16 protein-coding genes are annotated in these 24,502 nt (G+C 44.1%); 12 read left to right on the forward strand and 4 right to left on the reverse strand.

What is annotated here, in order from left to right; genetic code table 11:
* Positions 1–190 precede the first annotated feature (190 nt).
* The 7 genes from JT717_RS02925 to atpA all read left to right on the forward strand — a co-directional run bounded on the left by JT717_RS02925 (position 191) and on the right by atpA (position 9,011).
* A complete protein-coding gene (locus JT717_RS02925; protein WP_205508681.1) occupies positions 191–2,314 on the forward strand; it encodes a hypothetical protein in 2,124 nt (707 codons plus the stop codon).
* Positions 2,315–2,443: 129 nt separating this feature from the next.
* Positions 2,444–4,267, forward strand: coding sequence for an ABC transporter ATP-binding protein (locus JT717_RS02930; RefSeq protein ID WP_205508682.1), 1,824 nt, complete (start codon positions 2,444–2,446; stop codon positions 4,265–4,267).
* Positions 4,268–4,544: 277 nt separating this feature from the next.
* A complete protein-coding gene (atpB, locus tag JT717_RS02935; protein ID WP_205508683.1) occupies positions 4,545–5,744 on the forward strand; it encodes a F0F1 ATP synthase subunit A in 1,200 nt (399 codons plus the stop codon).
* A gap of 34 nt (positions 5,745–5,778) precedes the next feature.
* A complete protein-coding gene (gene atpE, locus JT717_RS02940) occupies positions 5,779–6,018 on the forward strand; it encodes an ATP synthase F0 subunit C (protein ID WP_014223036.1) in 240 nt (79 codons plus the stop codon).
* Between the two features lie 100 nt (positions 6,019–6,118).
* Positions 6,119–6,613: a F0F1 ATP synthase subunit B gene (gene atpF / locus JT717_RS02945; RefSeq protein ID WP_205508684.1), complete on the forward strand. Its 495-nt coding sequence runs from the start codon at positions 6,119–6,121 to the stop codon at positions 6,611–6,613.
* 167 nt (positions 6,614–6,780) lie between these two features.
* The gene (gene atpH / locus JT717_RS02950) at positions 6,781–7,344 is read left to right on the forward strand and encodes an ATP synthase F1 subunit delta (RefSeq protein WP_205508685.1); all 564 of its coding nucleotides are present in this window, start codon (positions 6,781–6,783) and stop codon (positions 7,342–7,344) included.
* Positions 7,345–7,430: 86 nt separating this feature from the next.
* Complete coding sequence (gene atpA, locus JT717_RS02955) at positions 7,431–9,011, forward strand: F0F1 ATP synthase subunit alpha (protein WP_205508686.1); 1,581 nt, start codon at positions 7,431–7,433, stop codon at positions 9,009–9,011.
* A 1,451-nt stretch (positions 9,012–10,462) separates the two neighbouring features.
* On the opposite strand, the gene JT717_RS02960 is transcribed toward atpA, so the two are convergent.
* Positions 10,463–12,853 (reverse strand): T9SS type A sorting domain-containing protein, encoded by a 2,391-nt coding sequence (locus tag JT717_RS02960; RefSeq protein WP_205508687.1) that lies wholly within the window; start codon positions 12,851–12,853, stop codon positions 10,463–10,465.
* 795 nt (positions 12,854–13,648) lie between these two features.
* Here JT717_RS02960 and JT717_RS02965 point away from each other — a divergent pair.
* From JT717_RS02965 to JT717_RS02975, 3 genes are all read left to right on the forward strand, one after another.
* Positions 13,649–15,919, forward strand: a complete 2,271-nt coding sequence (locus tag JT717_RS02965; protein ID WP_205508688.1) for a TonB-dependent receptor — start codon at positions 13,649–13,651, stop codon at positions 15,917–15,919.
* A 23-nt stretch (positions 15,920–15,942) separates the two neighbouring features.
* Positions 15,943–16,581: a hypothetical protein gene (locus JT717_RS02970; RefSeq protein WP_205508689.1), complete on the forward strand. Its 639-nt coding sequence runs from the start codon at positions 15,943–15,945 to the stop codon at positions 16,579–16,581.
* 116 nt (positions 16,582–16,697) lie between these two features.
* Positions 16,698–16,991, forward strand: coding sequence for a winged helix-turn-helix domain-containing protein (locus JT717_RS02975; protein WP_205508690.1), 294 nt, complete (start codon positions 16,698–16,700; stop codon positions 16,989–16,991).
* A 50-nt stretch (positions 16,992–17,041) separates the two neighbouring features.
* On the opposite strand, the gene JT717_RS02980 is transcribed toward JT717_RS02975, so the two are convergent.
* A complete protein-coding gene (locus JT717_RS02980; RefSeq protein ID WP_205508691.1) occupies positions 17,042–18,457 on the reverse strand; it encodes an Ig-like domain-containing protein in 1,416 nt (471 codons plus the stop codon).
* 472 nt (positions 18,458–18,929) lie between these two features.
* Here JT717_RS02980 and JT717_RS02985 point away from each other — a divergent pair, with 472 nt between their 5' ends.
* Both JT717_RS02985 and JT717_RS02990 read left to right on the forward strand, forming a co-directional pair.
* Positions 18,930–19,865, forward strand: a complete 936-nt coding sequence (locus tag JT717_RS02985) for an ABC transporter ATP-binding protein (protein WP_205508692.1) — start codon at positions 18,930–18,932, stop codon at positions 19,863–19,865.
* A complete protein-coding gene (locus JT717_RS02990) occupies positions 19,843–20,715 on the forward strand; it encodes an ABC transporter permease (protein ID WP_205508693.1) in 873 nt (290 codons plus the stop codon). Before JT717_RS02985 ends, JT717_RS02990 begins: the two co-directional genes overlap by 23 nt.
* Positions 20,716–20,822: 107 nt before the next feature.
* Here the strand turns inward: JT717_RS02990 and JT717_RS02995 are convergent, their stop codons facing one another.
* Together JT717_RS02995 and JT717_RS03000 are read right to left on the reverse strand one after the other, a co-directional pair.
* On the reverse strand, positions 20,823–22,811 hold the full coding sequence (locus tag JT717_RS02995) for a sensor histidine kinase (RefSeq protein ID WP_205508694.1): 1,989 nt from the start codon (positions 22,809–22,811) through the stop codon (positions 20,823–20,825).
* Between the two features lie 295 nt (positions 22,812–23,106).
* The gene (locus JT717_RS03000; RefSeq protein WP_205508695.1) at positions 23,107–24,456 is read right to left on the reverse strand and encodes a Gfo/Idh/MocA family protein; all 1,350 of its coding nucleotides are present in this window, start codon (positions 24,454–24,456) and stop codon (positions 23,107–23,109) included.
* Between the last annotated feature and the right edge of the window lie 46 nt (positions 24,457–24,502).

Raw genomic sequence — 24,502 nt, forward strand, 5'->3', positions numbered from 1 at the left:
AAGATGGCGGGCAGCGAATGCCGGCCGTTTAGGTGATAAATTCAAACTGTCAATACAACCCTTTGGTCATATTTTTGCTCTACTCCATACAGATGTGCAGCATATGAGGATACATATACATTTTATTGTTATCTGTTTGTTGATCTGGCAATCGGGCCTGACGCAGAATTCTTTTCCTATAAAAGTGCCTATGGAACGTGAGTTATGGCACGGAAATATCGATAAGCAACAAAAAAAGATCAATCAGTTAAATAACCAGGGCAAAATTGCGGCTGATACTACCATCAGCCTGCATGTGATGGATGCGCTTACCCGTGGCGTGGATGAATTGCAGAACCAGATCGAACTCGATTCTACCATAAATAATAATAGCAAGATCAAATACCTGCGCAGCATCGACTTTCTCTTGCAGGGTTATCTTGCGAATTTGAACCGACGTGATTTTCCCGCTTCTCTGGCGCCGGCCCTCATCAAAGCTTTTGACCAGTGTATGACGCTGGATAAACAACGAAAAAGTTTCGCACACGTCATAGACGCCAGTCATTATGGTGTAGCAAAGATCCTCGTTGATGCGCTGAGCAAGTATTTGAATGATAACCCCGGTATGGGTGGTTCGCGCCTTACATTGAAGCGGAAATATCTGACCATGCATCCGGACCAGATCATGCCTGAACTGGCCAAAAACCCGAATGCTTATTTTGCCGACAGCTTAATCAAAGTGGCCCTTAGTTATGATGTAGCACGCGTGTACGATTACGCGCAGGCCAATAATGCCCTGGGTGACCGCATCAGGCATCACAGCGATTCTGCAGTACAATTAGTAGCGCGCATCGCAACCAGCAAAAGCGGTCAGCTGTATTTTCCTTTTCTCGACAACCTCATGCGCGGTAAAATTTCCCTGCAGTCCATCGACAGCGTTAAAGGGAACGACCTCAGTTATTTCAAGCTGCTGGTGAAAACCAGGATAGAATATGTACAACGCTCTTTACCGCCATACAACGATACCGCCAATCAGATGCAGGCCCTTACGGAAATGATGGCCCGCAAAGCAAGAGAATATTTCATTCGCGAAATAAATGCCCTGCACAGCGTATCGAACCCCAATGTGCGTTTCCGCCGCCTCGATGGTTTGACGGCGCAGGAGTTATATTACCTGGCTGTATTGGGCGAAGATGAAATTTATACTTCCAGCTATGTGAATGGTGTGTATCCCCGCATTTTTCAACGTATGGCCAACCCGCGGAGCGACAGCCTGATCATGAGCGTGCATGGCGACTATTTCAGAAAGTTCATTAAAATGGCTGCTGGTTACAATGAGCTGGATGATTTTCTGAACAGAATGGATAAGCAGAATGCAGAGACCATGATGAAAGCATTTGTGATCGGATTGGAAAAACCGCGTAAGACGAATGATCTCGAAGATGCGGTTGATGTGGCTGATTCCTACAGCAGCATCATGGATAAGAACAAAGAGCTGGCTGCTTTTATCCTGAATGAAGTGAATGTGAGCTATACAAAGAATGTGCAGGAGAATAACAAAAGAGGACAGGTGATCTATAACCTGTTGCGCATTTTGTTTGAATCGGCTGATACCACCAAGAAAGTTGATCTAAGCGCTTTACTGGGCATTCCTTCTATTTATGGTAAGGACTACAGTAATTTAACCGACGATAGCGGCCGCGTTGTTCAACAGGTATTCTTTTATGGCGATGAAGATAAGGACGGTCAGAATTCCTATATAAACTTCATGGCTATGTTTCGTGGCCGGCCGGGATGGCGCATTGATGAAAGGAGACCAGAATGGGTAACCATCACGTCAACCAAAGGCAAACCCGTTTACATCTTTGCCAACAAGCCATTGTATGGTGAAGACGATCCGGATGATAAAGCGCAGAATAAACTGATCGAATATCTGCAGCAACGCAATTTGACGCCAACTGTTGTGGTGCACCGTGGGCATAGCTATCACCTGCAAACCACCTTGCATAAACTGCCGGCCAGTGCCCGCATAGTAGTGCTGGGTTCCTGCGGTGGTTACAATAACCTGAATGAAGTGCTTACGGCATGTCCTGATGCGCATATCATTTCGTCTAAGCAGGTAGGCACAAAAACCGTTAATGAACCCATCATCCAGGCGATCAACGACCGATTGCTGATGGGAAAGGATATCGACTGGATAAGTATGTGGCGTGAATTAAAGACCAGGAAATTTGCTACCGGCGATGCCAAGGAGAAGTTTGACGATTATATTCCTCCATATAAAAACCTGGGCGCCATTTTCATTAAAGCATACCGTAAAGCAATGGGAGAATAATTAGTTAGTGGTTCCACAGACCTACATTAATGAGCTGTTAAATCTATTATGGAAGGTTGTCATAAAGGATAACAACAAGCCACAAACTGCAAACCACAAACTAATATTGCCTATTTTTGCAAACTTGATATGGCAGGAAAAAGCACGGGGAAGATCATATTTGATTTTAGTTTACTGAAGCGGGTATTTCAGTATGCCAGGCCCTATAAAGCGAAATTCATTCTTTCGGTTATAATGGCTATCCTGCTGGCCGTTGTTTCTCCCGTACGTCCCTGGCTGATCCAGGTCACCATTAATGATTACGTTCACCAGGGTGTTACCGGTGATGCTGCCGTAAAGATCTCCATGGAACAAGTGATCATCTGGATCACCATCATTCAGATAGGCCTTTTGCTGCTGGAAACTGCTTTCCGTTTCTATTTCTCTTATTTAACGGCCTGGCTGGGTCAAACAGTAGTGAAAGACCTGCGCGTGAATGTATATCGCAAAATACTGCGGTTGAACCTGTCGCAGTTCGATACAACACCAATAGGTACCTTAACTACCCGAACTATTAATGATATTGAAGCAATCAACGATATTTTTTCCGACGGACTGATCCCCATCATTGCCGATCTGTTGTCGATCATTGCGGTACTGGTATTCATGTTTGCGGTTGACTGGCGGCTTACCCTGATCAGTTTGGCTTCTTTCCCCATTTTACTGGTGGCGACCTGGTTATTCAAGGAGAGTGTAAACAAATCGTTCATAAGAGTGCGTAACGCCGTGGCGCATCTCAATGCGTTTGTACAGGAGCATATTACCGGTATGGCCATTGTGCAGGCTTTTGCTGCAGAAGATAAAGAGTTCAATAAGTTCAAGACCATAAATAAGGAGCACCGGAATGCCAACATCAATGCGATTTTCGCGTATTCGGTATTCTTTCCGGTAGTGGAAATTGTATTGGCGGTAGGTACCGGTTTAATGGTCTGGTGGGCTGCTACACATGCGCTGGATATTTATAAGGTAGACGAAGAGGCGGGCCGGCTGTTGATCGGTAAAATGTTTTCTTTCTTCCTTTGTTTGAACCTGCTTTTCCGCCCGTTGCGGGTGATTGCCGATAAGTTCAATGTATTACAAATGGGTATGGTGGCCAGCGACCGGGTGTTCAAAGTGCTTGATAACGAGGATGTGATAAAAACGGAAGGCAGTTATGAGCCGGCCCTGGTGAAAGGCAAGATCAGTTTTGAAAATGTGTCTTTTGCTTATGTGGGCGACCGGTATGTTTTGAAGGATATTTCATTTAATGTGAATCCGGGCGATACCATTGCCATCGTAGGACATACCGGAAGTGGTAAAACATCTATTATCAGTCTGTTGAACCGGTTATATCATATTCAGCATGGCGCTATTAAAATAGACGACGTAAAAATTGAAGAATACAAACTGGAGGCCCTGCGCAAAAGTGTAGGGGTGGTTTTGCAGGATGTGTTCCTGTTTTCGGGGTCGGTGATGGATAATATCACCCTGCGGAATCCGGCGATCTCAAAAGAACAGGTGATAGCGGCTGCCAAAATGATCGATATGCACGATTTTATTATGCAGCTGCCGGGCGGATATGATTATAATGTAATGGAAAGGGGGGGCAGCCTGTCGTTGGGTCAGCGCCAGCTTTTATCATTTATCAGGGCATTGCTCTACAATCCTTCCATATTAATACTTGACGAGGCCACCTCATCGGTGGATACTGAAAGCGAACTACTTATACAAAGGGCCATTGATAAGCTCATCGCCGGCCGAACCTCTATTGTTATTGCACACCGCTTGTCTACCATCCGTAAAGCCAGCAAGATCATTGTCTTGGATAAAGGGGAGATCAAAGAAATGGGTACCCATGACGAACTTATCGCCCGCCAGGGTTTCTATTATAAATTGCACCAGATGCAATTTGACAAGCACATTCCTGTGCCTTAGGCTAAATTCCGCAACATTGAAATTCAGCCTGCCAGCCGGTACATTTATGCATATTATTTAATTTCATATGACCGGGTATTCAAAAAACATTTGTTTTTTAGTACTTCAGTGGGCGCTTCAAAAGCCAATTAACCATTATACGGCTCCCAAACTATACATATAATTATGTATAATATAATACGCAAAGCCGGGCTTAATACTATAGAATAAATACTTTGATTATCCGTGCGTTTTTGACTTGCGCCTGCTTATCTTTGCGCAAAATTTAAAAACAGGTATGCTGGTCAGAAGCGTCAAATCCTTATTGGTAGCGGTTTTCAGCCTGAGTTTATTGATTTCTCCTCTTTTACTGGTAGCCCAACATGGCGGGAAAGAACCCGGCAGGGAAGCTCATGGAGGCACCGAAGAGAAAGAAACCCTGAATCCTGCCAAACTTATTATTGAACACGTTTCTGATGGTCATGAATATCATTTTATGACTATTGGCAATCATCCGGTTTCTATTCCCTTACCGGTGATATTATATTCTCCTGAAAAAGGTCTTTCTGCCTTTATGTCTTCTGCTTTCCATCATGGAAAAGAAGCTCATGAAGGATATGTTTTAATAACTGAAGAATATCTGAAAGAGCACAAAGACCTGGAGGAAATGAAAGATGATCAGGGTAAACCTCTTTTGAAGAATGACAAGATCTATGCACTGGATGCGAATGGTGTTCCCGACCTCAATGCCAAAGTGTATGATTTTTCGTTAACACGCAATGCAACTCAAATGCTGATATCAGTTATATTACTGGTATTATTAATGACCAGCATTGCCAGGAAATACAAAAAAGGCGTTGGGCAAACCAGTGCTCCCAAAGGTTTTCAGAATGCTGTTGAGCCCATCATCACTTTCGTAAGAGATGATGTAGGTAAAGCCAACCTGGGCCACAAGTATGAAAAGTATATGCCCCTGTTGCTGACTGTTTTCTTCTTTATACTTATTAATAACCTCATTGGTTTGATCCCCGGATCTGCGAATGTGACCGGTAATATTTCCTTTACTGCGATGCTAGGTTTGATCTCTTTTGTTGTGATCCTGTTCAGCACCAATAAACATTTCTGGGCCCATATCTTTAATCCGCCAGTACCAGGTGGTGTAAAGCCCATTCTGATACCAGTGGAGATCCTGGGTATTTTCACCAAGCCCTTCGCATTGATCATTCGTCTTTTCGCCAATATGATCTCTGGTCACGTAATCATATTAGCGTTCATTTGTTTGATATTCATTTTCGGCGCCATGAATACAGCGCTGGGATGGGGAACATCACCTTTCTTCATTCTGCTGGCGGTGTTTATTTATGTAATTGAGATCCTGGTGGCTTTCCTGCAGGCGTATATTTTCGCCAATTTAACAGCGGTATTTATCGGGCAGGCATTTGAGGGCGGACATGAGCATCATGATGCACATGGACATGATGAACCGGCAGTAATTTAAACTAAAGGCTTTTTTAATAATAAACACAAGTATCATGAATTTGATGACTATTCTGTTGGAAGTTCAGCCCGGTTATGGTGCAATTGGCGCTAGCCTTGCTGCGATTGGTGCCGGTATCGGTATCGGTCAGATCGGTAAAGGCGCTGTTGAATCAATTGCCCGTCAACCAGAAGCTACCAACGACATTCGTGCTACCATGATCCTGGCTGCGGCCCTCGTAGAAGGTGTTGCCCTTCTGGCTGCTGTGGCCGGTCTGCTGGCTGTATTCCGCTAGTAGGTTTGCACGTAAAAACAGTACTGCATTCAATGCAAAGGGCGGCGAATGCAGTATTTTTCTCTGAAAAGCAATACAATACCATAAATATTAATTTAAAATGGAATTACTTACCCCGGATTTAGGCTTATTGGTGTGGAACTTCATCGCATTTTTGATCCTTTTGATCATTCTGAGAAAATTTGCCTGGAAGCCTATTTTGAAATCACTGAAAGAGCGTGAAACCGGCATTGCCGATTCACTGGCTACAGCTGAACGGGTAAAAGCTGAAATGGCGCAACTGAAAAGTGAGAACGAAGCATTGCTGGCCAAAGCCCGTGAAGAAAGAGCCCAATTGCTGAAAGAGGCACGTGACACGAAGGACAGGATCATTGCTGAAGCGAAAGAGCAGGCTAAGGTAGAAGCCAACAAGATCATTGCTGATGCCAACGCGGCTATTCAACAGCAGAAAATGGCTGCTTTAACCGATGTTAAGAACCAGGTCGGTTCGCTGGTGATCGAAGTTGCAGAGAAAGTATTGCGTCGCGAGCTGACAGACAAATCACAGCAGGAGAAGTACATCAGGCAACTGGCTGAAGAAGTGAAGCTCAATTAATTAGCTAATGTGATAATTCGATAATGTGATAATGAAAACAAATCACATTACGATTTTCACTGTTGATTGTAAAAAGATATAATTATAGCGTAATGTGCTGATTGTTGATAGGCCGGCTGATAGGCAATTATCACATTATCACATTATCAAATTATCAAATTGACAAAATGCCCAATCCACGTTTAGCGGCGCGTTATGCAAAAAGTTTGATCGACCTGGCTAATGAAAAGAACCAGTTAGAATCAGTATATAATGATATGCTGTTTTTGCAAACGCTTTGCAAGGAAAGTCGCGACTTTTTAGTGCTGCTGCGTAGCCCGGTTGTAAAAGCCGATAAAAAAGGCGCTATCGTTGAAGCGGTGACCAAAGGCAAGGTAAGTGAACTTACTGCCAGTTTTAACCGCTTACTGATCAACAAAGGCCGTGAGTCGAACCTCCCTGAGGTTATTGTATCCTTTATTGATCAGTATAAAGAGCAAAAAGGTATTCATACGATAAAGCTTACAACAGCTGTTCCTGTTACCGAGGATGTGAAAAAACAGATCATCGGTCAGATACAAAAGCAAACCAGCCTGAATAACATTGATCTGAAAGCAACGGTTGATGAAGATATCATTGGCGGTTTTGTGCTGGAAATAGGCGATACGCTGGTAGACGCCAGCATTGCGTATGATCTGAATAAGATCAAATCGCAGTTCATGAATAATGATTTTATTTATAAGATAAGATAAAGTGAATGGTTGATGGTGAATGGGCAATTTGACCCCGCCATACGGTTCACAATAAACACACACAAAAAAACTATAAAAGGTTATATATGGTAGAGATAAAACCCGATGAGATATCTGCGATATTGCGTCAGCAATTGAGCAACTTTAACGCAGCTGCCGATCTGGAGGAAGTGGGTACTGTATTGCAGGTAGGTGACGGTATCGCCCGCGTATACGGTTTGAATAACGTACGTTCTGGTGAGCTGGTTGAGTTTGAGAATGGGGTACGTGCAATTGCCCTGAACCTCGAAGAAGATAACGTGGGTGTGGTATTGATGGGTGAAAGCGGTGACATTAAAGAAGGTGCAAAAGTACGCCGTACCGGCAAGATCGCTTCTATTAACGTAGGCGAAGGCATGCTGGGCCGCGTGGTAAATACATTGGGTGAACCCATCGATGGTAAAGGTCCCATCGCCGGCGACAGATATGAAATGCCCCTGGAGCGTAAAGCCCCTGGTGTAATTTATCGCGAGCCGGTAAAAGAACCGCTGCAAACAGGTTTGAAGGCGATCGACGCCATGATCCCCATTGGCCGCGGACAACGTGAGCTGATCATCGGCGACCGCCAGACTGGTAAAACAGCCATCGCTGTTGATACCATCATTAACCAGAAAGAGTTTTACGCTGCCGGCAAACCGGTGTACTGTATATATGTTGCCATTGGTCAGAAAGCATCAACCATTGCCGGTGTGATGAAGACCCTGGAAGACAATGGTGCTATGGCTTATACAACGATCGTAGCTGCCTCAGCATCTGATCCGGCTCCTTTACAGTTCTATGCGCCATTTGCCGGAGCTGCCATTGGTGAGTTCTTCCGCGATACCGGACGGCCAGCCCTGATCATTTATGATGATCTGTCGAAACAAGCCGTAGCTTACCGCGAGGTATCACTGTTGCTTCGTCGTCCGCCCGGCCGTGAGGCTTATCCTGGTGACGTATTCTACCTGCACAGCCGTTTGCTCGAGCGCGCGGCGAAGGTGATCAATGATGATTCCGTGGCAAAGAACATGAACGACCTGCCCGATTCAATAAAACACCTGGTAAAAGGTGGTGGTTCACTCACTGCCTTACCGATCATCGAAACACAAGCCGGTGACGTATCTGCTTACATCCCGACAAACGTGATCTCTATTACCGATGGCCAGATATTCCTGGAGTCGAACCTGTTCAACGCAGGTATTCGTCCGGCCATTAACGTAGGTATCTCAGTAAGCCGCGTGGGTGGTAATGCGCAGATCAAATCGATGAAAAAAGTAGCGGGTACCTTGAAGCTCGACCAGGCCCTGTACCGTGAAATGGAGGCCTTCTCTAAATTCGGTGGTGACCTGGATGCTGCTACCAAGCTGGTACTTGACAAAGGCGCCCGTAACGTGGAGATCCTGAAGCAAACGCAATACACACCATTCCCTGTAGAAAAACAGGTAGCGATCATTTACCTGGGTACACAAGGTTTGCTGCGTGAAGTGCCTGTTAAGAAGATGAAAGAGTTTGAAGAGCACTTCCTGATGGAAATGGAGAACAAACATCCTGAAGTACTCGCGGAATTTAAAAAAGGTAATTTACCTGATGATGGTATTAAGAAAATGGTGAATCTGACCAATACCCTCATCCCTCAGTACAAATCATAACATAATAGTTAAATGATATGTTATAGGCCATCCGCCCAGGCGGATGGCTTTTTTTATGGATATAAGCCAAACGTAGAGCATCAGACGTATGATGCCGAATGCTGCAAGTATAAGGCAGAACGTTGAAAGCATGGCGGCCTAACTGCTTTGGGGGGTAATAAACTGCTGTGAGGTTGGATAAGTGGTTGGTTGCCGATGGCCAATTGTTAATTGTCAATTCATTGCCGCATTTTCCCGGTGTAAAAAAAATCCCAAAAAAGTAATATTACTATTGCACAATCAAAATTCAGTTTAGATATTTGTACCCGATCAGTGTAGCTGATCAAATCTCCCCAATCTCCTTTAGGAACCGTACCTGTTACTTCTAATTATTTATTTCCCCAATGTTCCGTGAAAACTATTGATCCTTTTTTACCAATGCTCCTGTGAATTACGTTATTCCGGTCCCTTAAAAATGTAGCTGTGCAAGCATGTACCTTTTGAAACACTTTCTCAACATCTGCATGTTTGTCTTCTTTTACTAATACAAGGGACTCGCAATAGCGCCGATAACGGCCATGCAAACACTAATTTATTTTATTCTTTATAGTTGCATATAACAAAGGAGTTGCCGGTAGTCAACCATTGCGTTTATTAAATGTAGTCTAATGAATGGTGCTTATGGCAACGGGTGGTGTAAATGCCAGGCTGGGTTCACCCAACCAAAGGCTAAGTGAGTTACGTATCAAAATAGGAGGTAGGTGCTATAAGATGCACAAAAGTTAACGAGTAGGTTGTAAATCAATAGGATAGAAGGGCGGTATGAGCCGCGTGTGTTGCTTAAGTGCCGATTGATAGAACGATCTATATTGAAATTGTGTAATAAGTGTTATGTAGGTATAAAAGTACCCTGATGGACGTGTCCCTTAGGAAAGAGATTTAAGAGTTTATTTTAAAGGGTACGATCAACAACACCGTCCCGTTTCTACGGGATGGTTTTTTAAGCAAGCAGTAACGATCCTTCCTATCTGAATACCGCAACCGAATTTCAATCATCTTACGACAAGTCCACCAACTAAAAGACAAACCCGAAAAGGGCAATGAACATATTATAAGCAAGAAGCGTCATAGTGCAGAAGAGGAGAAGCTGGATTAGAATGAAACCATAGCCTTGGTGTTTCGCGCTAATACAAAGATTTTTTTAAAGGGTACGATCAACAACACCGTCCCGTTTCTACGGGATGGTTTTTAAAAACACCCGGCTTATAATTCGGATCAGCAAAGAACAGAAGCAAATAAACTGTATATAAAGATTTTATTTTAAAGGGTACGATCAAGAACGCCCTCCTGTCTCTACAGGAGGGTTTTTTATTGGCAGAAATTTTCGGGAGTTGTAAAAGAAGGAGTCCGAAAGCGGCTTTCACTGAAAGCCACTTTCGGACTCCTTTGCATTATGCTATTCCGGAACTAGCTTATTTCTTTATCATTTTTTGCTGGTAGATCTGTTCACTGCCAGATCTTACATCCAGTACGTAAATGCCTTTGGCAAGTCCGGCGGGGATGCGGATCGCAATAGAGTGACTGCCGATGCTTAATTGTTCTACGGTTGAATATACTTCGCGGCCATAGAAATCAAGCAGGCGGATACGAACGGTTTCAGCGGTCTTTAATTTCACCTGAACGTTGATATCACGGTCAAATGGATTGGGAACCGCTTCAATATCCAGGTCTTTCACATTCAGGCGAACGATGCCCGAGTAAGACGAGTTACCATCTTTTTGGATCACCTTCAGACGATAATAACGGGTCGTAGAGAAGGTGTGTTCGTTATCAGTGTAAGTATACGAGTTGGCACTGTTGGCGTTTGTTTTAGCAATCACTTTGCCGGTTGTAGTAAATGCAGATCCGTTCTCAGAATACTCTACTTCATAGTAGTTCACAGCTGCATCCCCGTTCATGGTCCAGTTCAATACAGATTTTTCACCGGCCAGGCTGCCTTTGAATTTCAGGTTCACTAAGGGCAATACTCCATCTGAATAGAAGCAGGTAGGAGTTTGTCCGATATTGGTAGGATCGCTTGAGTTTACAAACATCACGTTACCATCGGCATCAAGTAACGAGATCCTCGACTGGTTACAAACCTGTTTGTTAGGTTCTGTTTCTACCCGGAAGGTAACCACGGCAGAGTTTACGCCAAGTGGTAAAACAATGCCGGGATCTTGGCCTGGAGAGTTTACCAGGCGGCCACCGGAAACGGCGAAAGGCATTACGCCACCTACATCAGGCACGGGAATACCATTCATTCTGGTGGTACCTGGCAGGTAGATAGTGGATGGGGGAATATAATCGTACATATATACACCGGCTGCATTGATATTACCCAGGTTGGTTACAGTGATAACATATTCAACGGTATCACCGCCATTCACCACCGGGCTGCCATTGATATTGCGGTAGGTCTTATCGGCAATAATAGAGCTGGCCAGTACTGGGAAACCGCAGGTTGTGTAATCACCGCTTACATATACGTTGTTCGTGCCTGAATTGATCCTGGTGGCTTGCATGGTTTCCAGGTCTAACCTCCACACACTTCTATATTGACCACCGATATACACTGTTCCCTCAGTAGTGATCGCTATTGACTGAGATGTCATTTCAGTGGCTGAAGGGCCACCCATGAATGTGACCCTGCCCATATATGTAGCCACCCTAGTATTGGGATTGATCTTATACATGTTACTGGAGTTACAGATGAGGTATAATTTACCCGACCCATCTGCAAACAAGTCTCCACCCTCTTCATCGAGGATACGTTTGTTTCCGTTGGTGGCATGATTGGTCAACGCCCCGAGATTCGTTATAGTTGGTACATCAGAGGCGTTAAAAGAAATTCTGTATAACCTTTCACCATTGGCAGTAAGTGCATACAAAAAGCCATCTGAACCCATACCCATACGGTTCACCCTGTACGAATTGTCGCTGTTATAAGGTACAAACGTAACGCTGCTATATCTTCTGGCCACAATATTGCTGGGGTTACTCATATCAATATAACTCAGGCGCTGGTCAACGTCGTTATTAACAAAGTAAATCCTTTGTTTTGTTCTGTCATAGGCAATGGCGGCGCAATTGTCGAGTAATTGTGCTGCTATCGTCGTGGTGGAACCTACCGGCAGGGCCTCAAATCTTTGGCCGGTTGGGCCATTGTAGATGGCTGTATTATTGGCGCCGCTGGTACCATTATTAATATCTAATTCCCTTAACCAGCTCCATTCTCTCTGTGATGTAGTATTACCAGCAGAAGTATAATCTGCATTGTAAGTGGTCGTTTCATACACCTTATTGCAACCGGCATCTTCATCGATATTGGTAAATACCGTGTTGGTCGCCTGGATGGTGGAAACGCTGTTTTGCGTAGCGTCGATGGTGGCATTGTTGAAAATACTGCCACCGTTGGCACTTACCCGTACACGAAAGGTAATAATACACTGAGAATTGGGCGCCAGAATACCTGCACCATACGAGGGTGATCTTACAGGACTGCCATTGCCCGAAAAAGGCATAACAGCACCCGTTTTGTCGGTAACCAGGGTGCCGTTCATCCTGGTTGAACCAGCGATGTACGATACCCCTGCCGGTACGTTGTCATACAGTCTACACGCGATGTAATTCTGGGTAGACGTATTGGTGATGTACATAGTATAGATCAGCTCATCACCTTGTTCTGCTGTAGTACCGTCTCCACCTGTAGTGAAGTTCTCTACAGTTTTAAAGAAAGTAAGTTGTGCCTGAACACCTGACTTAATGCTGAACAGCATTAAGAAAAAGAGCATTGCTCTCAAAGGGTAGAATTTTAAGTTCATAGGTTCCGGATTTACACATGAAAGTTTTCGAATTAAATTCATCATAATTATGAAACAGGCCTCGTTCTGCTTCGATAATTATAACCTTATAAACAAATTGTATTTACGTTTTTAAATAGTTTATTCTTTTAATTGCATTGGCCAAATGTTTTTAAATTATCTATAGTTAATGTATCCGTTGTCTTAATGTTTAGATTCAGTTATCTGTTCTTTTAAATAGTATACGAAAACACGAATGTTTCTCAGCCAATAATTCTATTAAGCTGGCATTATATCCGGTAAAACTTTGTTCAAAAAGGAAAGCGTTAGAAAGTGTAGCGGTTTGGGCTATACAGGAAATTGTTTCCCGTACCATGGGATATGATGGTACCTGCAGTGCATGATTACGGGTTAGGGTAATCGGGCAGCAAAATGCATCCAAAAGAATAGATGCGTGTAAAGGAGTTTCGATCCTTTTCATAGTTTTCAAGACGGATATAACATTTAAAGGCGATAGTTAGCGCTTTTTCGCCAATCGTACAACGCAAAACCCCTATCGATATTTTACAGGGAAATACTTACGCGCATCGATTACATTATAGTATAAATATTTACATTTTAAAAGATTATGATGATCAGCGCCAAACAAATTTCAGATTAACGCATGCTTTATTGAAAATCACTTAATGTGTTTAAAATCAAATTGCTATGGCAAAAAAGTTCGTTTTTCCTGTTTCTGGACAAATGTGGAAAATTTTCTAAAAATAATTTCGTTTATGATATAAACTGGTTTACGTTTGAGTACAAATCAAACCCATGCCACCGCTTTTACCGCTACTCGTTTTACTCTTATCCTTTCTGGCCGCTTCAGCCCAAACTACCATTTCAGGAAAAGTAAAAGACCAAAAAGGCCGCCCTGTTCAGGGAGCCAGTATTACCATAAAAGATACCTATGATGGAGCCACTACCGATTCCCTTGGTGTTTACCGTTTTAACACAAGCGAACGGGGCGCACAAACTTTATTGGCTACTTCCATTGGTTTTAAGCTGCAGGAACAAAAGATTACTATTTCCGGCACTGCCATACAACTGGATATTGTCTTAAAGCAGGAACCGAATGAATTGACCGCTGTTACCATCACTGCCGGTTCTTTTGAGGCCAGCGATACGAAACGAACTACTGTCTTGAATCCAATAGACATTGTAACCACAGCCAGTGCCAATGCGGATGTTACCGGCGCCATAAAAACATTACCGGGCGCCCAGCAGGTAGGGGAGAGTGAAGGTCTATTTGTGCGCGGAGGTACTGCCCAGGAAACAAAAGTATTTATAGACGGCACCCTGGTAAATAATTTCTTTTTCAGCAGTGTGCCTGATATAGCACAACGTGGCCGCTTTTCCCCTTTTTTCTTTAAAGGAACCGTCTTCAGCGCAGGCGGCTACTCAGCACTATACGGCCAGGCGCTTTCATCTGCGCTTATCCTTGAATCGGTTGACCTGCCCGATCAATCTTCCGCCAGTGCGGGCGTTTCTACGGTTGGGCTGAATGCGGGCTTTCAGCAATTGTCAAAAGACAAAAATGCCAGCTGGGGCGTCAATTACAGTTATGTAAACCTGATTGCCTCTTTCGCAGCTATTAAACAAAGACCCGATAATTTTAAAATTCCGGAGTTCCATAATGGAGAAGTAAATTTCCGTATCAAGACCTCCAAAACCGGGATGCTGAAATTTTACGGTTATTTTAATTTTAACCAGTTGGGTGTGCGCCGGCCCGATATTGATTCCACTGACCTGAAGAATGCGTTTAAGCTTACTAACTTCAATGTATATGGAAATCTGTCCTGGAGAGAAAAGCTCAGCAAAAAATGGCATTTATACATGGGCGCTTCGTACAGCACCAATACCGACAAGATCCGAAATGAACTGCAGGATCAATTCAATACACCGATGGATCTTTCCTTTGAACCATACGACACCAAGAACTTTCAATTAAAGGCGAACAGTGATCTTGCTCAGATCAAGACCGTGCTCGAAAGACGCCTGTATGGCTTAAGCGCATTTCGCTTTGGTGGGGAATATATGTACTTTACCGATAAAAATACTTTTTCAAACGAGTACACTACCAACGGTATTTCAACTGCCGACGACCATTTTAAGGCTGCTTTTGCCGAAGCCGACCTGTACATAACCAATGACCTGGCAGCCAAACTGGGTAGCCGTTTCGAGCACAGTTCGTTGCTCGAAAAAACAAACCTGGTTCCCCGGGTATCACTGGCATATAAAGTGGGCAATAAAGGCCAGGCATCGCTGGCCTATGGTATATTTTATCAAAAACCTGAAAAAGATTATTTTCTGCGCGGTTATGCTTATAACGATCTCGTATACACAAAGGCAACGCATTACATTGCCAACTACCAAAAAGTAAGCAAAGAGTACACCCTGCGTATTGAAGGTTTTTACAAAAAATACCAGGATCTCATAAAGACCTACGGCAACAGTAACAATGGTATTATTGACAGCATCGGTAATGGCGGTTTTGGCGACGCGAAAGGAATCGAGCTGTTCTGGCGGGATCGCAAAACGTTTAAGGAAGTTGATTACTGGATATCCTATTCCTACCTCGATACGAAACGTGATTACCTGAATTATCCCTACGCTATTCAACCCAATTTTGCTGCCAACCATACCGCCAGCCTGGTATTGAAGAAATTTGTAACCAAATGGAAGACCCAGTTCAACGGTTCTTACACTTTTGCCACAGGCCGGCCTTATTACAATATCAGATATAGCAATAGTACAGGCAAATACCATATTGCCGACCAGGGAAAAACCATTGCCTACAATAATCTCAGTTTTAGTGTCAATTACCTGCCAACTCTTGGAAATACCAAATCGAAAAAGTTTATAGTATGGGTTTTTTCTGTGAATAATGTATTAGGCAGCGACCAGGTATTTGGTTATAACTACTCATACAATGGCCTGAGAAAAGACCCTGTTCTGCCTACATCCCGGCGGTTCTTTTTCCTGGGTTGTTTCCTCAGTTTCGGTGTTGACAGAAGCGACGATGTGATCAACAGTAATTTATAACGCGAAAAATAAAATCAACCATCATGAAGAAAATCTTTTTTGTACTCCTGTCGCTTGCTCTAGTAACGCAGGGACTTGCTCAAATCGAAAAGTTTACAAAAGCAATGACCGCTACCATTACAAAAATGGATTCGGCTAAAACGGCAGATGATATGCTGGCCGCATCGGCAGCGTTTGAACGTATTGCTGATGCAGAAAAAAATCAATGGCTGCCCTATTACTATGCATCTTTGAGCCAGGTGATTTATGCGTTTATGAAGAACGACATGAGCAATAACGACGCTTATGCAGGTAAAGCAGAACAGTTACTGAACAAAGCCGATGGCCTGCAACCAAATAATTCTGAAATAAGCTGTGTAAAATCGATGATCGCTACCTTACGCATGCTGGTGAATCCGCAACAACGCTGGCAACAATATGGCGCTATCGTTCAGCAGGAACTGGACAATGCAAAAAAACAGGATCCTTCTAACCCAAGGCCTTATTATTTACAGGGGCAGAATTTGCGCAATACACCAGAACAATTTGGCGGAGGCTGCAACAGTGCGAAGCCTGTGCTGGAAGAAGCCAGGAAAAAGTTTGAAGCATTCAAGCCTGCATCAAACATAGCACCCAATTGGGGTAAAGATCAGGTAGAAAAAACGATGGCTAGCTGCAAATAAGCGGAAGGTCCACGCGTTAATTTATTAAATGCGTGGACCATTTTGTAATGTATGATCTCTCAAGGGTACCATTGTTTTTATAAAAGGTACAATCAATAAGGTTGAAAGTGATTGCAATGGAGTTTAAAGATCTGGATCCAATATTACATTCCCAGCTGCGGTTGGCAGTTGTTTCGCTTCTCATCAGTGAGAAGGAGGCTGAGTTTACTTTTATTCGTGAAACCACCAATGCAACGGCCGGCAACCTGAGCGTGCAGATCAATAAACTAAAAGAGGCCGGCTATATTGAGGTTGTAAAACAGTTCAAAGACAATTACCCGCAGACCATGTGTAAAATTACACCTGCCGGTGTAGCTGCTTTTGAGGAGTACGTCAGGAATTTACAAAGCTACCTGGGGGTAAAAAAATAAAATAGCCCCTGCCCAATCTAAGGCAGGGGCATATACCTGTGAATGTGTAATTATTCTTTAATCAGCTTTACCATCATCCGCTCTTTGCTGTTCACCGTAACATCGAGCGTATAGGCGCCGGGTTGCAGATTGCTGCTTCCTTCCATTATAAAACTATGTGCGCCTGCATCGGCTTTTGACGTTTTATTCATCACGATAGCGCCATGGGCATTTAAGATCTTAAGGGCAACATAACTGCTTTCATTCAACTGCGTGGTTACCGCAATGTCATTTTTAGCCGGGTTAGGCGTAACACTTACCATTTTAACGCTGGGAGTGTTCAAAACGCGCACTACCAGTAACCTGCTGGTGGCTACCTTGCCTTCGTTATTTACCTGTTTCAGGCGATAGTAAAGATCTTTTTTAAGCGCCGTATTCCTGCCTACTTCATCATTGAAGGAGTAGATCTTCCTTTCGGTTGATTTGCCCTGGGCTTTCACGGTTCCTGCAGTTTGCCACTTGCGGCCATCAATGCTTCTTTCAATTTCGAACCGGTTGCTGTTAAACTCATAACCGGTTGCCCATTTCAGTAACACCTGACCGCCATCATTATAAAGCCCGGCAAAATCATTCAGACTTACCGATTCATCAGGGAAGCTTAGCTTGACGGTAGCATCTTGTGAGCATAAGCGGCCATAACCATTGTCACATACTTTGTAGGTGAAGGTGGTTGAATGACCTGTAAAATCCGGGTTGGGTGTAAAGGTAAAGCTGCCATCACCTCGCAATTCAACTTTGCCATCGGGTGAACTGGCTATAAGATAGGCGTTGATATGGTCACTGTCTGCATCACGGTCATTCATAGTAACCATACCAGTGGCGGTATGATCGGGGAATCCGCTTATATGATCATTTACGGCTACCGGCGAGCTATTGCATCCTTCTGCATAGTGCAGGGCAGCCGAAACCGCAAACTGGTCAATGGCAATGCGGGCACTGCCACCCGTGCCCTGGTAGTTCAGGTACACTTTGTAAATGCCCGGCTGCAAATGCGTAAAAGTTTTGTCGTAGTTGTATAGTGAACCAGTATTAAGCGGTGAGCAGCCAAGGCTGTCCAGTTGTTTTACAACAATATTGTTAGGATCGGTTAAAAAAATTTTCACCCAACGGCGGGTGCCTTTTTCAAAGGCCTGGTCGAATTTATAGCTAAAAGAAATTTTGATCTGATCGGTTACATCCAGTACGGGTGTATATATACCGGTACGTTGTTGGGCTGAAATGGATGATCCTGGAACAAGCCAGCCATCTTTTTGCGTGTCTAACCCGGTAATATCCAGGTCAGGTAATGTCCAGCAGCGGTTTTGCAGGTATCCTTTTAATTGCGAGAGCGCAACCCCGTTCCTGGAATCGAAGTTTTCGGTAACCTGGGCCCTGGTGGCGGTACCCAGCAGGCAGGTTACAACCAATAGGCATAATATGCACTTCATTTTTAAAGTTTCAGCGATTAATAAATAAATACGCCGGTGATGGATCCAAAGATCCCTCAAGGGCATTCAAAGGCAAATGCATTATTAAAGGATACAAACCGATCTGGGGGTGGGTGTTACGAATTATGTGGAGATTACGTAGGAATTGGAAGTACTTATACGAAAAGGGCAGATGCCTTGAAGATATAAAGCTGTGACTTTTTAAGCTGAACTTTTGCTATCATTCATATAGTCAGCGGCTTATGTAGGTTTTTGGAATTTCTTTGCAGGAAGAAAAATTGTGTCCTGCGTAATACGGAATTATCAGAGGATGTAGAGGAACCTTACAAATGTAACTAACGGTTTTGTCTTTTGCAAGAAGGGTTTCATAAAAAAAATATTTTGGTTAAATCGATCTTAATAATGGCATTCACTCATAATAATTTTCAGGCCCGAACCATTTCGGGTTGTAATTTGTACATTTTAAAAGGATATGTCTGCGATCATAAAGGTTAATAGTTTAAGTAAGGAATATCGCGAGGTGAAAGCCGTGAATGATATTTCATTCACCGTGAACAGGGGCGATATCTACGGTTTCCTGGGACAGAACGGCGCTGGTAAATCAACCACCATCCGCATGCTGCTCACGCTCATAACACCAACAGCCGGAACCATTGAACTGTTTGGGAAGAATTTATATTCTCATCGCAAAGAAGTGCTGCAGCAAATAGGGGCTGTTATTGAAAAGCCTGATCTGTATAAATACCTTACGGGGCATGAGAACCTTCGCCTGTTTGCAAAAATGAGCGGTGTAGCGGTCACTGAAAAGAAATTAAAAGACCAATTGGAGCAGGTAGGGCTTACTGAGCGGGCGCACAGTAAAGTGCGTACCTACTCGCAGGGCATGAAACAGCGTTTGGGAATTGCCATTGCGCTCATCCATGATCCGCAACTGATCATACTGGATGAGCCAACGAACGGCCTGGATCCGCAGGGCATAGCCGATATCCGTAACCTCATATTACATCTGAGCCGTCATCAGGGCAAAACCATACTGGTGTCATCGCACTTGTTGCATGAGATTGAATTGATAGCGAACCGCATGCTCATCATTGACCGGGGCAAAAAAATAATGGAAGGAACGGTTGCTGAATTGGTAGACCCCGCCCGCACCATCGTGCAGTTGGAAGTCACTAATCCGCAGCAGGTGGTAAGCTGGTTGCAAAGCAGCCGTTGGAGCGCCTGCCTGCAGGAACAGCATCATAATATTATTCTGCTGCAAATGAATAAACCGCAGGTGCCTGAACTAACGTCCGAACTGGTAAATGCCGGCGCTAATATTATGGCATTACAGCCACAGAATTCCCTGGAAACTTATTTTCTGTCATTAACAACCGAAAACCGGCATGTGGACACTTTTACAAATTGAGTTATTCAAGATATTTAAACGGCCCCGTACCTACATTGCTTTCATTGCCATTGCTGCGATTGTCATTTTGATCCAACTGGCATTATACCTCGATGGGTATACGTATATCGGTTTCCTGTTACAAAGCATTGAGCGGTTCAATGTAGAAGGGAAGATCCTGAACGGGTACTTTGTATGTTATTTCATTTTGCAAACCCTGCTTATTCATGTGCCTTTGCTGATCGCGCTGGTTGGCGGTGATATGATCGCAGGCGAAGCCAATATGGGCACCTTGCGCTTACTGATCAGCAAACCCATTAGCCGCAGTACTTTGCTGGTGAGTAAATTTCTGGCTGCAACCATTTACACCTTGCTGCTATTGATTTGGATGGCCTTTTTGTCGCTGCTTCTTTCCCTGCTGGTCTTTGGTTCGGGCGACCTGATGGTATTTCAAAGCCAGGTGATCATTCATATCCCGCAGTCGGATGTGTTCTGGCGTTATCTGGCAGCCTTTGCTTTTGCCGCCATTGCCATGACCACTGTAGCCGCCCTGTCATTTTTCTTGTCGCTGTTCGCCGAGAACTCCATTGGTCCCATCGTTGCAGCAATGAGCATTGTGATCGTGTGTACCATTCTTACGACAATGGACCTGCCTTTGTTCTTATCTATGAAGCCATACTTGTTCACTTCACATATGCTGGGCTGGAAAGGTTTTTTTGATATTCAGGCAACCACTGGCAATAGTGCGGTGCCGGGCAGCATTCAGAACCTGCCTGGTATCCTTCGTTCTGCAATCATACTAATGGTGCATATAGTTGGTTTTGTAAGTGCTGCAGTAGTGATCTTCAGAAGGAAGGACGTTTTATCATGACGATTTAGAAGTAAGAAATAACAGGTGAGAATTATGAGTTAACAGATAGTTTTAATGGCCGAAATTCGGGATCTTCCTTCTTCGTATTTCTTACTTTCGACTTCGTATCAGTCTGCCAGCGTAAAATGAAAGGTGCTGCCTTTGCCGGCTTCCGATTCAACCCAGATGGTGCCGCCATGCAACTCTACAATTTTTTTGCAATGCGCCAGGCCAATGCCCGATCCTTCATACACCGAACGGTTGTGCAGGCGTTGAAAAATAATAAATATGCGTTGCTGGTATTGTTTCTCAATACCGATGCCATTATCGCGGAATGCAAAATGCCAATGGCCGTTTTCTTTAGTAGTTGATATCTCAATACGTGGCGCAATCCCCGGTTTCTGGAATTTGATGGAATTGCTGATCAGGTTTTGAAAGAGGAGTTTCAATTCAGTCCGGAAAGCATTTACCAGCGGCAGATTGCCTGTGGTGATCTCCGCTTTGTTCTCTTTGATCACCTTATTCAGATCGGCCAGTACTTCGGCCAGTGCTACATTGCAGTCAACCGGCTCAAACTGCTTTTCCCGGCCGATGCGTGAATAATCAAGCAGGTCTTTGATCAATGTTTTCATTCGGTCAGATGCCTGGATCACATAATCGATATACCGGTCGGCATTTTGATCGATCTTGCCATGGTATTGTTTGCGAAGTAATTCTACAAAGCTCGATGTGGTACGCAAAGGTTCCTGCAGATCGTGGGAGGCCACATAGGCGAATTGTTCCAGTTCCTTGTTTTTGATTTCTAACTCCGCTGTACGTTGCTGTACTTTTTTCTCCAGGGTAATATTCGCTTCTCTGATCTCCTTCTCCAGGCGTTTCTTTTCAGAAATATCGCGAATGGCAGTTGTTATAAGTACCCCTTCTTCTGTTTCCAGCGGACTTATACTTAATTCTACCGGAAATTCTTCTCCGTTCTTTCGACGCCCTAATAGCTCAAGGCCAACACCTGTGGAGCGAACGCCGGGATTATCATAAAAGAGTTTTTGATTTTCGAGCGGGCCGGTTCGAAACCGTTCCGGTAATAACAACTCTACATTACAACCGATGAGTTCATTTTTATTATACCCAAAGATATTTTCACATTGATTATTCACCAGGTGAATGATCCCTTTCTCACTCACAATTACAATAGCATCGGGCGCTGACTCCAACAGTCCTTTGAACTTCTGCTGTGCCTGTTCAATAACACTGATGCTACGGGCTAGTTCTTCTGCCATGGTGTTGAAATTATTAGCCAGTATGCCGATCTCATCTTTTGAAAATGCTTTTGCCTTGCGGGTAAAATCATTTTTGGCAACCGCCTTGGCCGATTGAAGGATCTCATTCAATCCTTTTTGGATATTGCGGCTTACGATTATGGCCAATGTTAAACCGGTTACTTCAACGGTAAGGGCAATGGCAAACAATAATTTCAGCACCAGGTTTTCCAGCCAGCGCGAACCTTCGCCCAATACATAAGAGAATTCATCTTCCAGCTTGGTAAGACGGGCGTTCAACGGGTCTACCGCCTGAATGATCTTGTTGATATTTTCCTGCGAAGGATTGCCGGAGTTGATCTCTTTATGCAATTGTTCGCCGATGGGAATGAATTCAGCTACCAGCGGATCGGCTGCAGTCCATGCCTTGATGGCTTTATTGATATAGGAAATTCTGTTGAACCGGGTGAACAGGGTGATCATACCGTCTACATCGTCTTTATGATTTCGACCTTCGATAAAACCCTGGCGCGCGGTATCCATGTTCGGATTTTTCTTGCTTAATTCAACCAAAGTTTTATGATCACCCCTGGGCACCTTCATAAATTCCTTGAATTTCTCGTAATCGGCCTCGTCATGTGTACGGCTGTAGCGCAGCAATTGATACATAGCGTCTTTTTGCGCTTTTGACCAAAGTCCTTCACCGCTTACATATGCCCTTACCGATGAAAGCGTATGAATGGAAAAAACCAGCGCCCCCAGTTCGATCGCTATCAGGGTAGCCATGATGCCTACCGTGAAATATAACTTTTTGGCAATGGATACGTTTTTAAACCACTTGAAAAGCGAAACACCTTTCATCTGAAATTATTTAGTTAAACCCGCCAGGGGGGCTGTTATGGCGAAATAAATTTGAAACCACCTGCAGCGTACCAGCGCAGGAATGATCACAGGTAACTTTGCCTGCCTTTTGATTGGTTGAACCTTAGTCTGGGAATACCTATTTTGCTACTAAACGGGCCGGGGGCAGTGAAGCAGCTGCCAATGTGTGGAAGATAGTAAAATTTCAAGGATTGTAAGCGGCCGGATAAAAAATAAAGCCTGAAAGAAATACACCTATTGTACTTCTTTCAGGCTGAATTATTTTTAGTTCGGCTTAGAAACCGTACTTGGTTACTCCCGGTATGGGAACGGGATAATACCCTTCGTCATTAGGTAATACAGGCGGCATGGCATTGAAGTCATATGTTTTAGGTTGCAGGTCTAAACCCGAGTTCAATGCTTTATCCCATTCTACCACCTGGCCGCTATAGGTAGCCATACGGCCGAGGATCGAGCTCATGGTACTTTTGGCTCCCATTTCTGCATCGGCGAATTTGAATTCACCTTTCGCAATAGCCGCAAACAACTCATCGTGTTCGGTTTGGTAGGGATTGTTCTCGTTCTGTTTATCAAACTGAAACAATACTTTTCCCTTATAATCGGTAATATTGGCGTCACCGCACTGGATCTTTCCTTTGGTGCCGATCAGCAGCTCGTCAACTTTACTCATCGTGCCGGGTATATGGCGGCACTGACTGTTCAATACCGAACCATCGGCGTAGGTAAATTCTACATAATGGTGATCAAATATTTCACCATGCTCTTTTCCCTTACGAACCTGGCGGCCACCCATACCCTGCGCCTTAACGGGATACCCTTCTTTGAACCAGTTCACCACATCGATATTATGAATATGCTGTTCGCAGATATGGTCGCCACATAACCATACAAAATAGTACCAGTTACGCATCTGGTATTCCATTTCGGTTTGTGCATACTGGCGTTTACGTACCCACACGCCATCGTTATTCCACCAGGCTTGCGCCGAGGTAATATCACCTATAAGTTTTTTGCGTTTAAATAACTCGCGGTAGGAATTCTGATAGTGACGTTGCAAACCAACTACTACATTTAATTTTTTCTGTTTGGCTGCTTCGGCGGCTTCCAGCACTTTTTTTACACCAGCCGGGTCGGTCGCGACCGGCTTTTCCATAAATACATGTTTGTTTTGTTTAATGGCCTCTTCGAAGTGAAGCGGACGGAAGCCGGGCGGAGTTGCCAGGATGACAACATCGGCAAGAGGAATGGCTTTCAGATAGGCATCAAAGCCTGAAAATTTTCTTTCTTCGGGAACGTCAATGCGTTCGGTAAGATTAATACCTGGATTATTTTTGGCGGATTCTGGTGAGGTTAACCGTTTAAAGCTGCGGTCGAGATTATCCCGAAATGCATCGGCCATGGCCACCAGCTTAACGTTTTGTTTACTCAATAAGGCCTGCATGGCAGCGCCGGTACCACGGCCGCCGCAACCGATCAAGGCTACTTTTATGGTATCATCTGCCCCCGAAAAAAAATTGGCTCTTGAGATCAATGGTGCTGCAAGTATTCCTCCGGCCAGCCAGGTAGATTGTTTTACGAAACGGCGGCGCGAAGCGGCAAGGTTGTTAGATTGTTCAGTGCTCATTGGCATCAGTTTTAGTATAACAAAATCAGGAACCCTATACTATATT

Origin of the sequence: Longitalea arenae, from assembly GCF_016924755.1 — a bacterium.
In the GTDB taxonomy this organism is placed as follows: Bacteria; Bacteroidota; Bacteroidia; order Chitinophagales; family Chitinophagaceae; genus Niastella; species Niastella arenae.

Bases quoted from the DNA above. Each gene is read 5' to 3' on its own strand.
- JT717_RS02925 (WP_205508681.1), top strand. From the start codon at position 191: ATGGAACGTGAGTTATGGCACGGAAATATCGATAAGCAACAAAAAAAG.
- JT717_RS02930 (WP_205508682.1), top strand. From the start codon at position 2,444: ATGGCAGGAAAAAGCACGGGGAAGATCATATTTGATTTTAGTTTACTG.
- atpB (WP_205508683.1), top strand. From the start codon at position 4,545: ATGCTGGTCAGAAGCGTCAAATCCTTATTGGTAGCGGTTTTCAGCCTG.
- atpE (WP_014223036.1), top strand. From the start codon at position 5,779: ATGAATTTGATGACTATTCTGTTGGAAGTTCAGCCCGGTTATGGTGCA.
- atpF (WP_205508684.1), top strand. From the start codon at position 6,119: ATGGAATTACTTACCCCGGATTTAGGCTTATTGGTGTGGAACTTCATC.
- atpH (WP_205508685.1), top strand. From the start codon at position 6,781: ATGCCCAATCCACGTTTAGCGGCGCGTTATGCAAAAAGTTTGATCGAC.
- atpA (WP_205508686.1), top strand. From the start codon at position 7,431: ATGGTAGAGATAAAACCCGATGAGATATCTGCGATATTGCGTCAGCAA.
- JT717_RS02960 (WP_205508687.1), bottom strand. From the start codon at position 12,853: ATGAACTTAAAATTCTACCCTTTGAGAGCAATGCTCTTTTTCTTAATG.
- JT717_RS02965 (WP_205508688.1), top strand. From the start codon at position 13,649: ATGCCACCGCTTTTACCGCTACTCGTTTTACTCTTATCCTTTCTGGCC.
- JT717_RS02970 (WP_205508689.1), top strand. From the start codon at position 15,943: ATGAAGAAAATCTTTTTTGTACTCCTGTCGCTTGCTCTAGTAACGCAG.
- JT717_RS02975 (WP_205508690.1), top strand. From the start codon at position 16,698: ATGGAGTTTAAAGATCTGGATCCAATATTACATTCCCAGCTGCGGTTG.
- JT717_RS02980 (WP_205508691.1), bottom strand. From the start codon at position 18,457: ATGAAGTGCATATTATGCCTATTGGTTGTAACCTGCCTGCTGGGTACC.
- JT717_RS02985 (WP_205508692.1), top strand. From the start codon at position 18,930: ATGTCTGCGATCATAAAGGTTAATAGTTTAAGTAAGGAATATCGCGAG.
- JT717_RS02990 (WP_205508693.1), top strand. From the start codon at position 19,843: ATGTGGACACTTTTACAAATTGAGTTATTCAAGATATTTAAACGGCCC.
- JT717_RS02995 (WP_205508694.1), bottom strand. From the start codon at position 22,811: ATGAAAGGTGTTTCGCTTTTCAAGTGGTTTAAAAACGTATCCATTGCC.
- JT717_RS03000 (WP_205508695.1), bottom strand. From the start codon at position 24,456: ATGAGCACTGAACAATCTAACAACCTTGCCGCTTCGCGCCGCCGTTTC.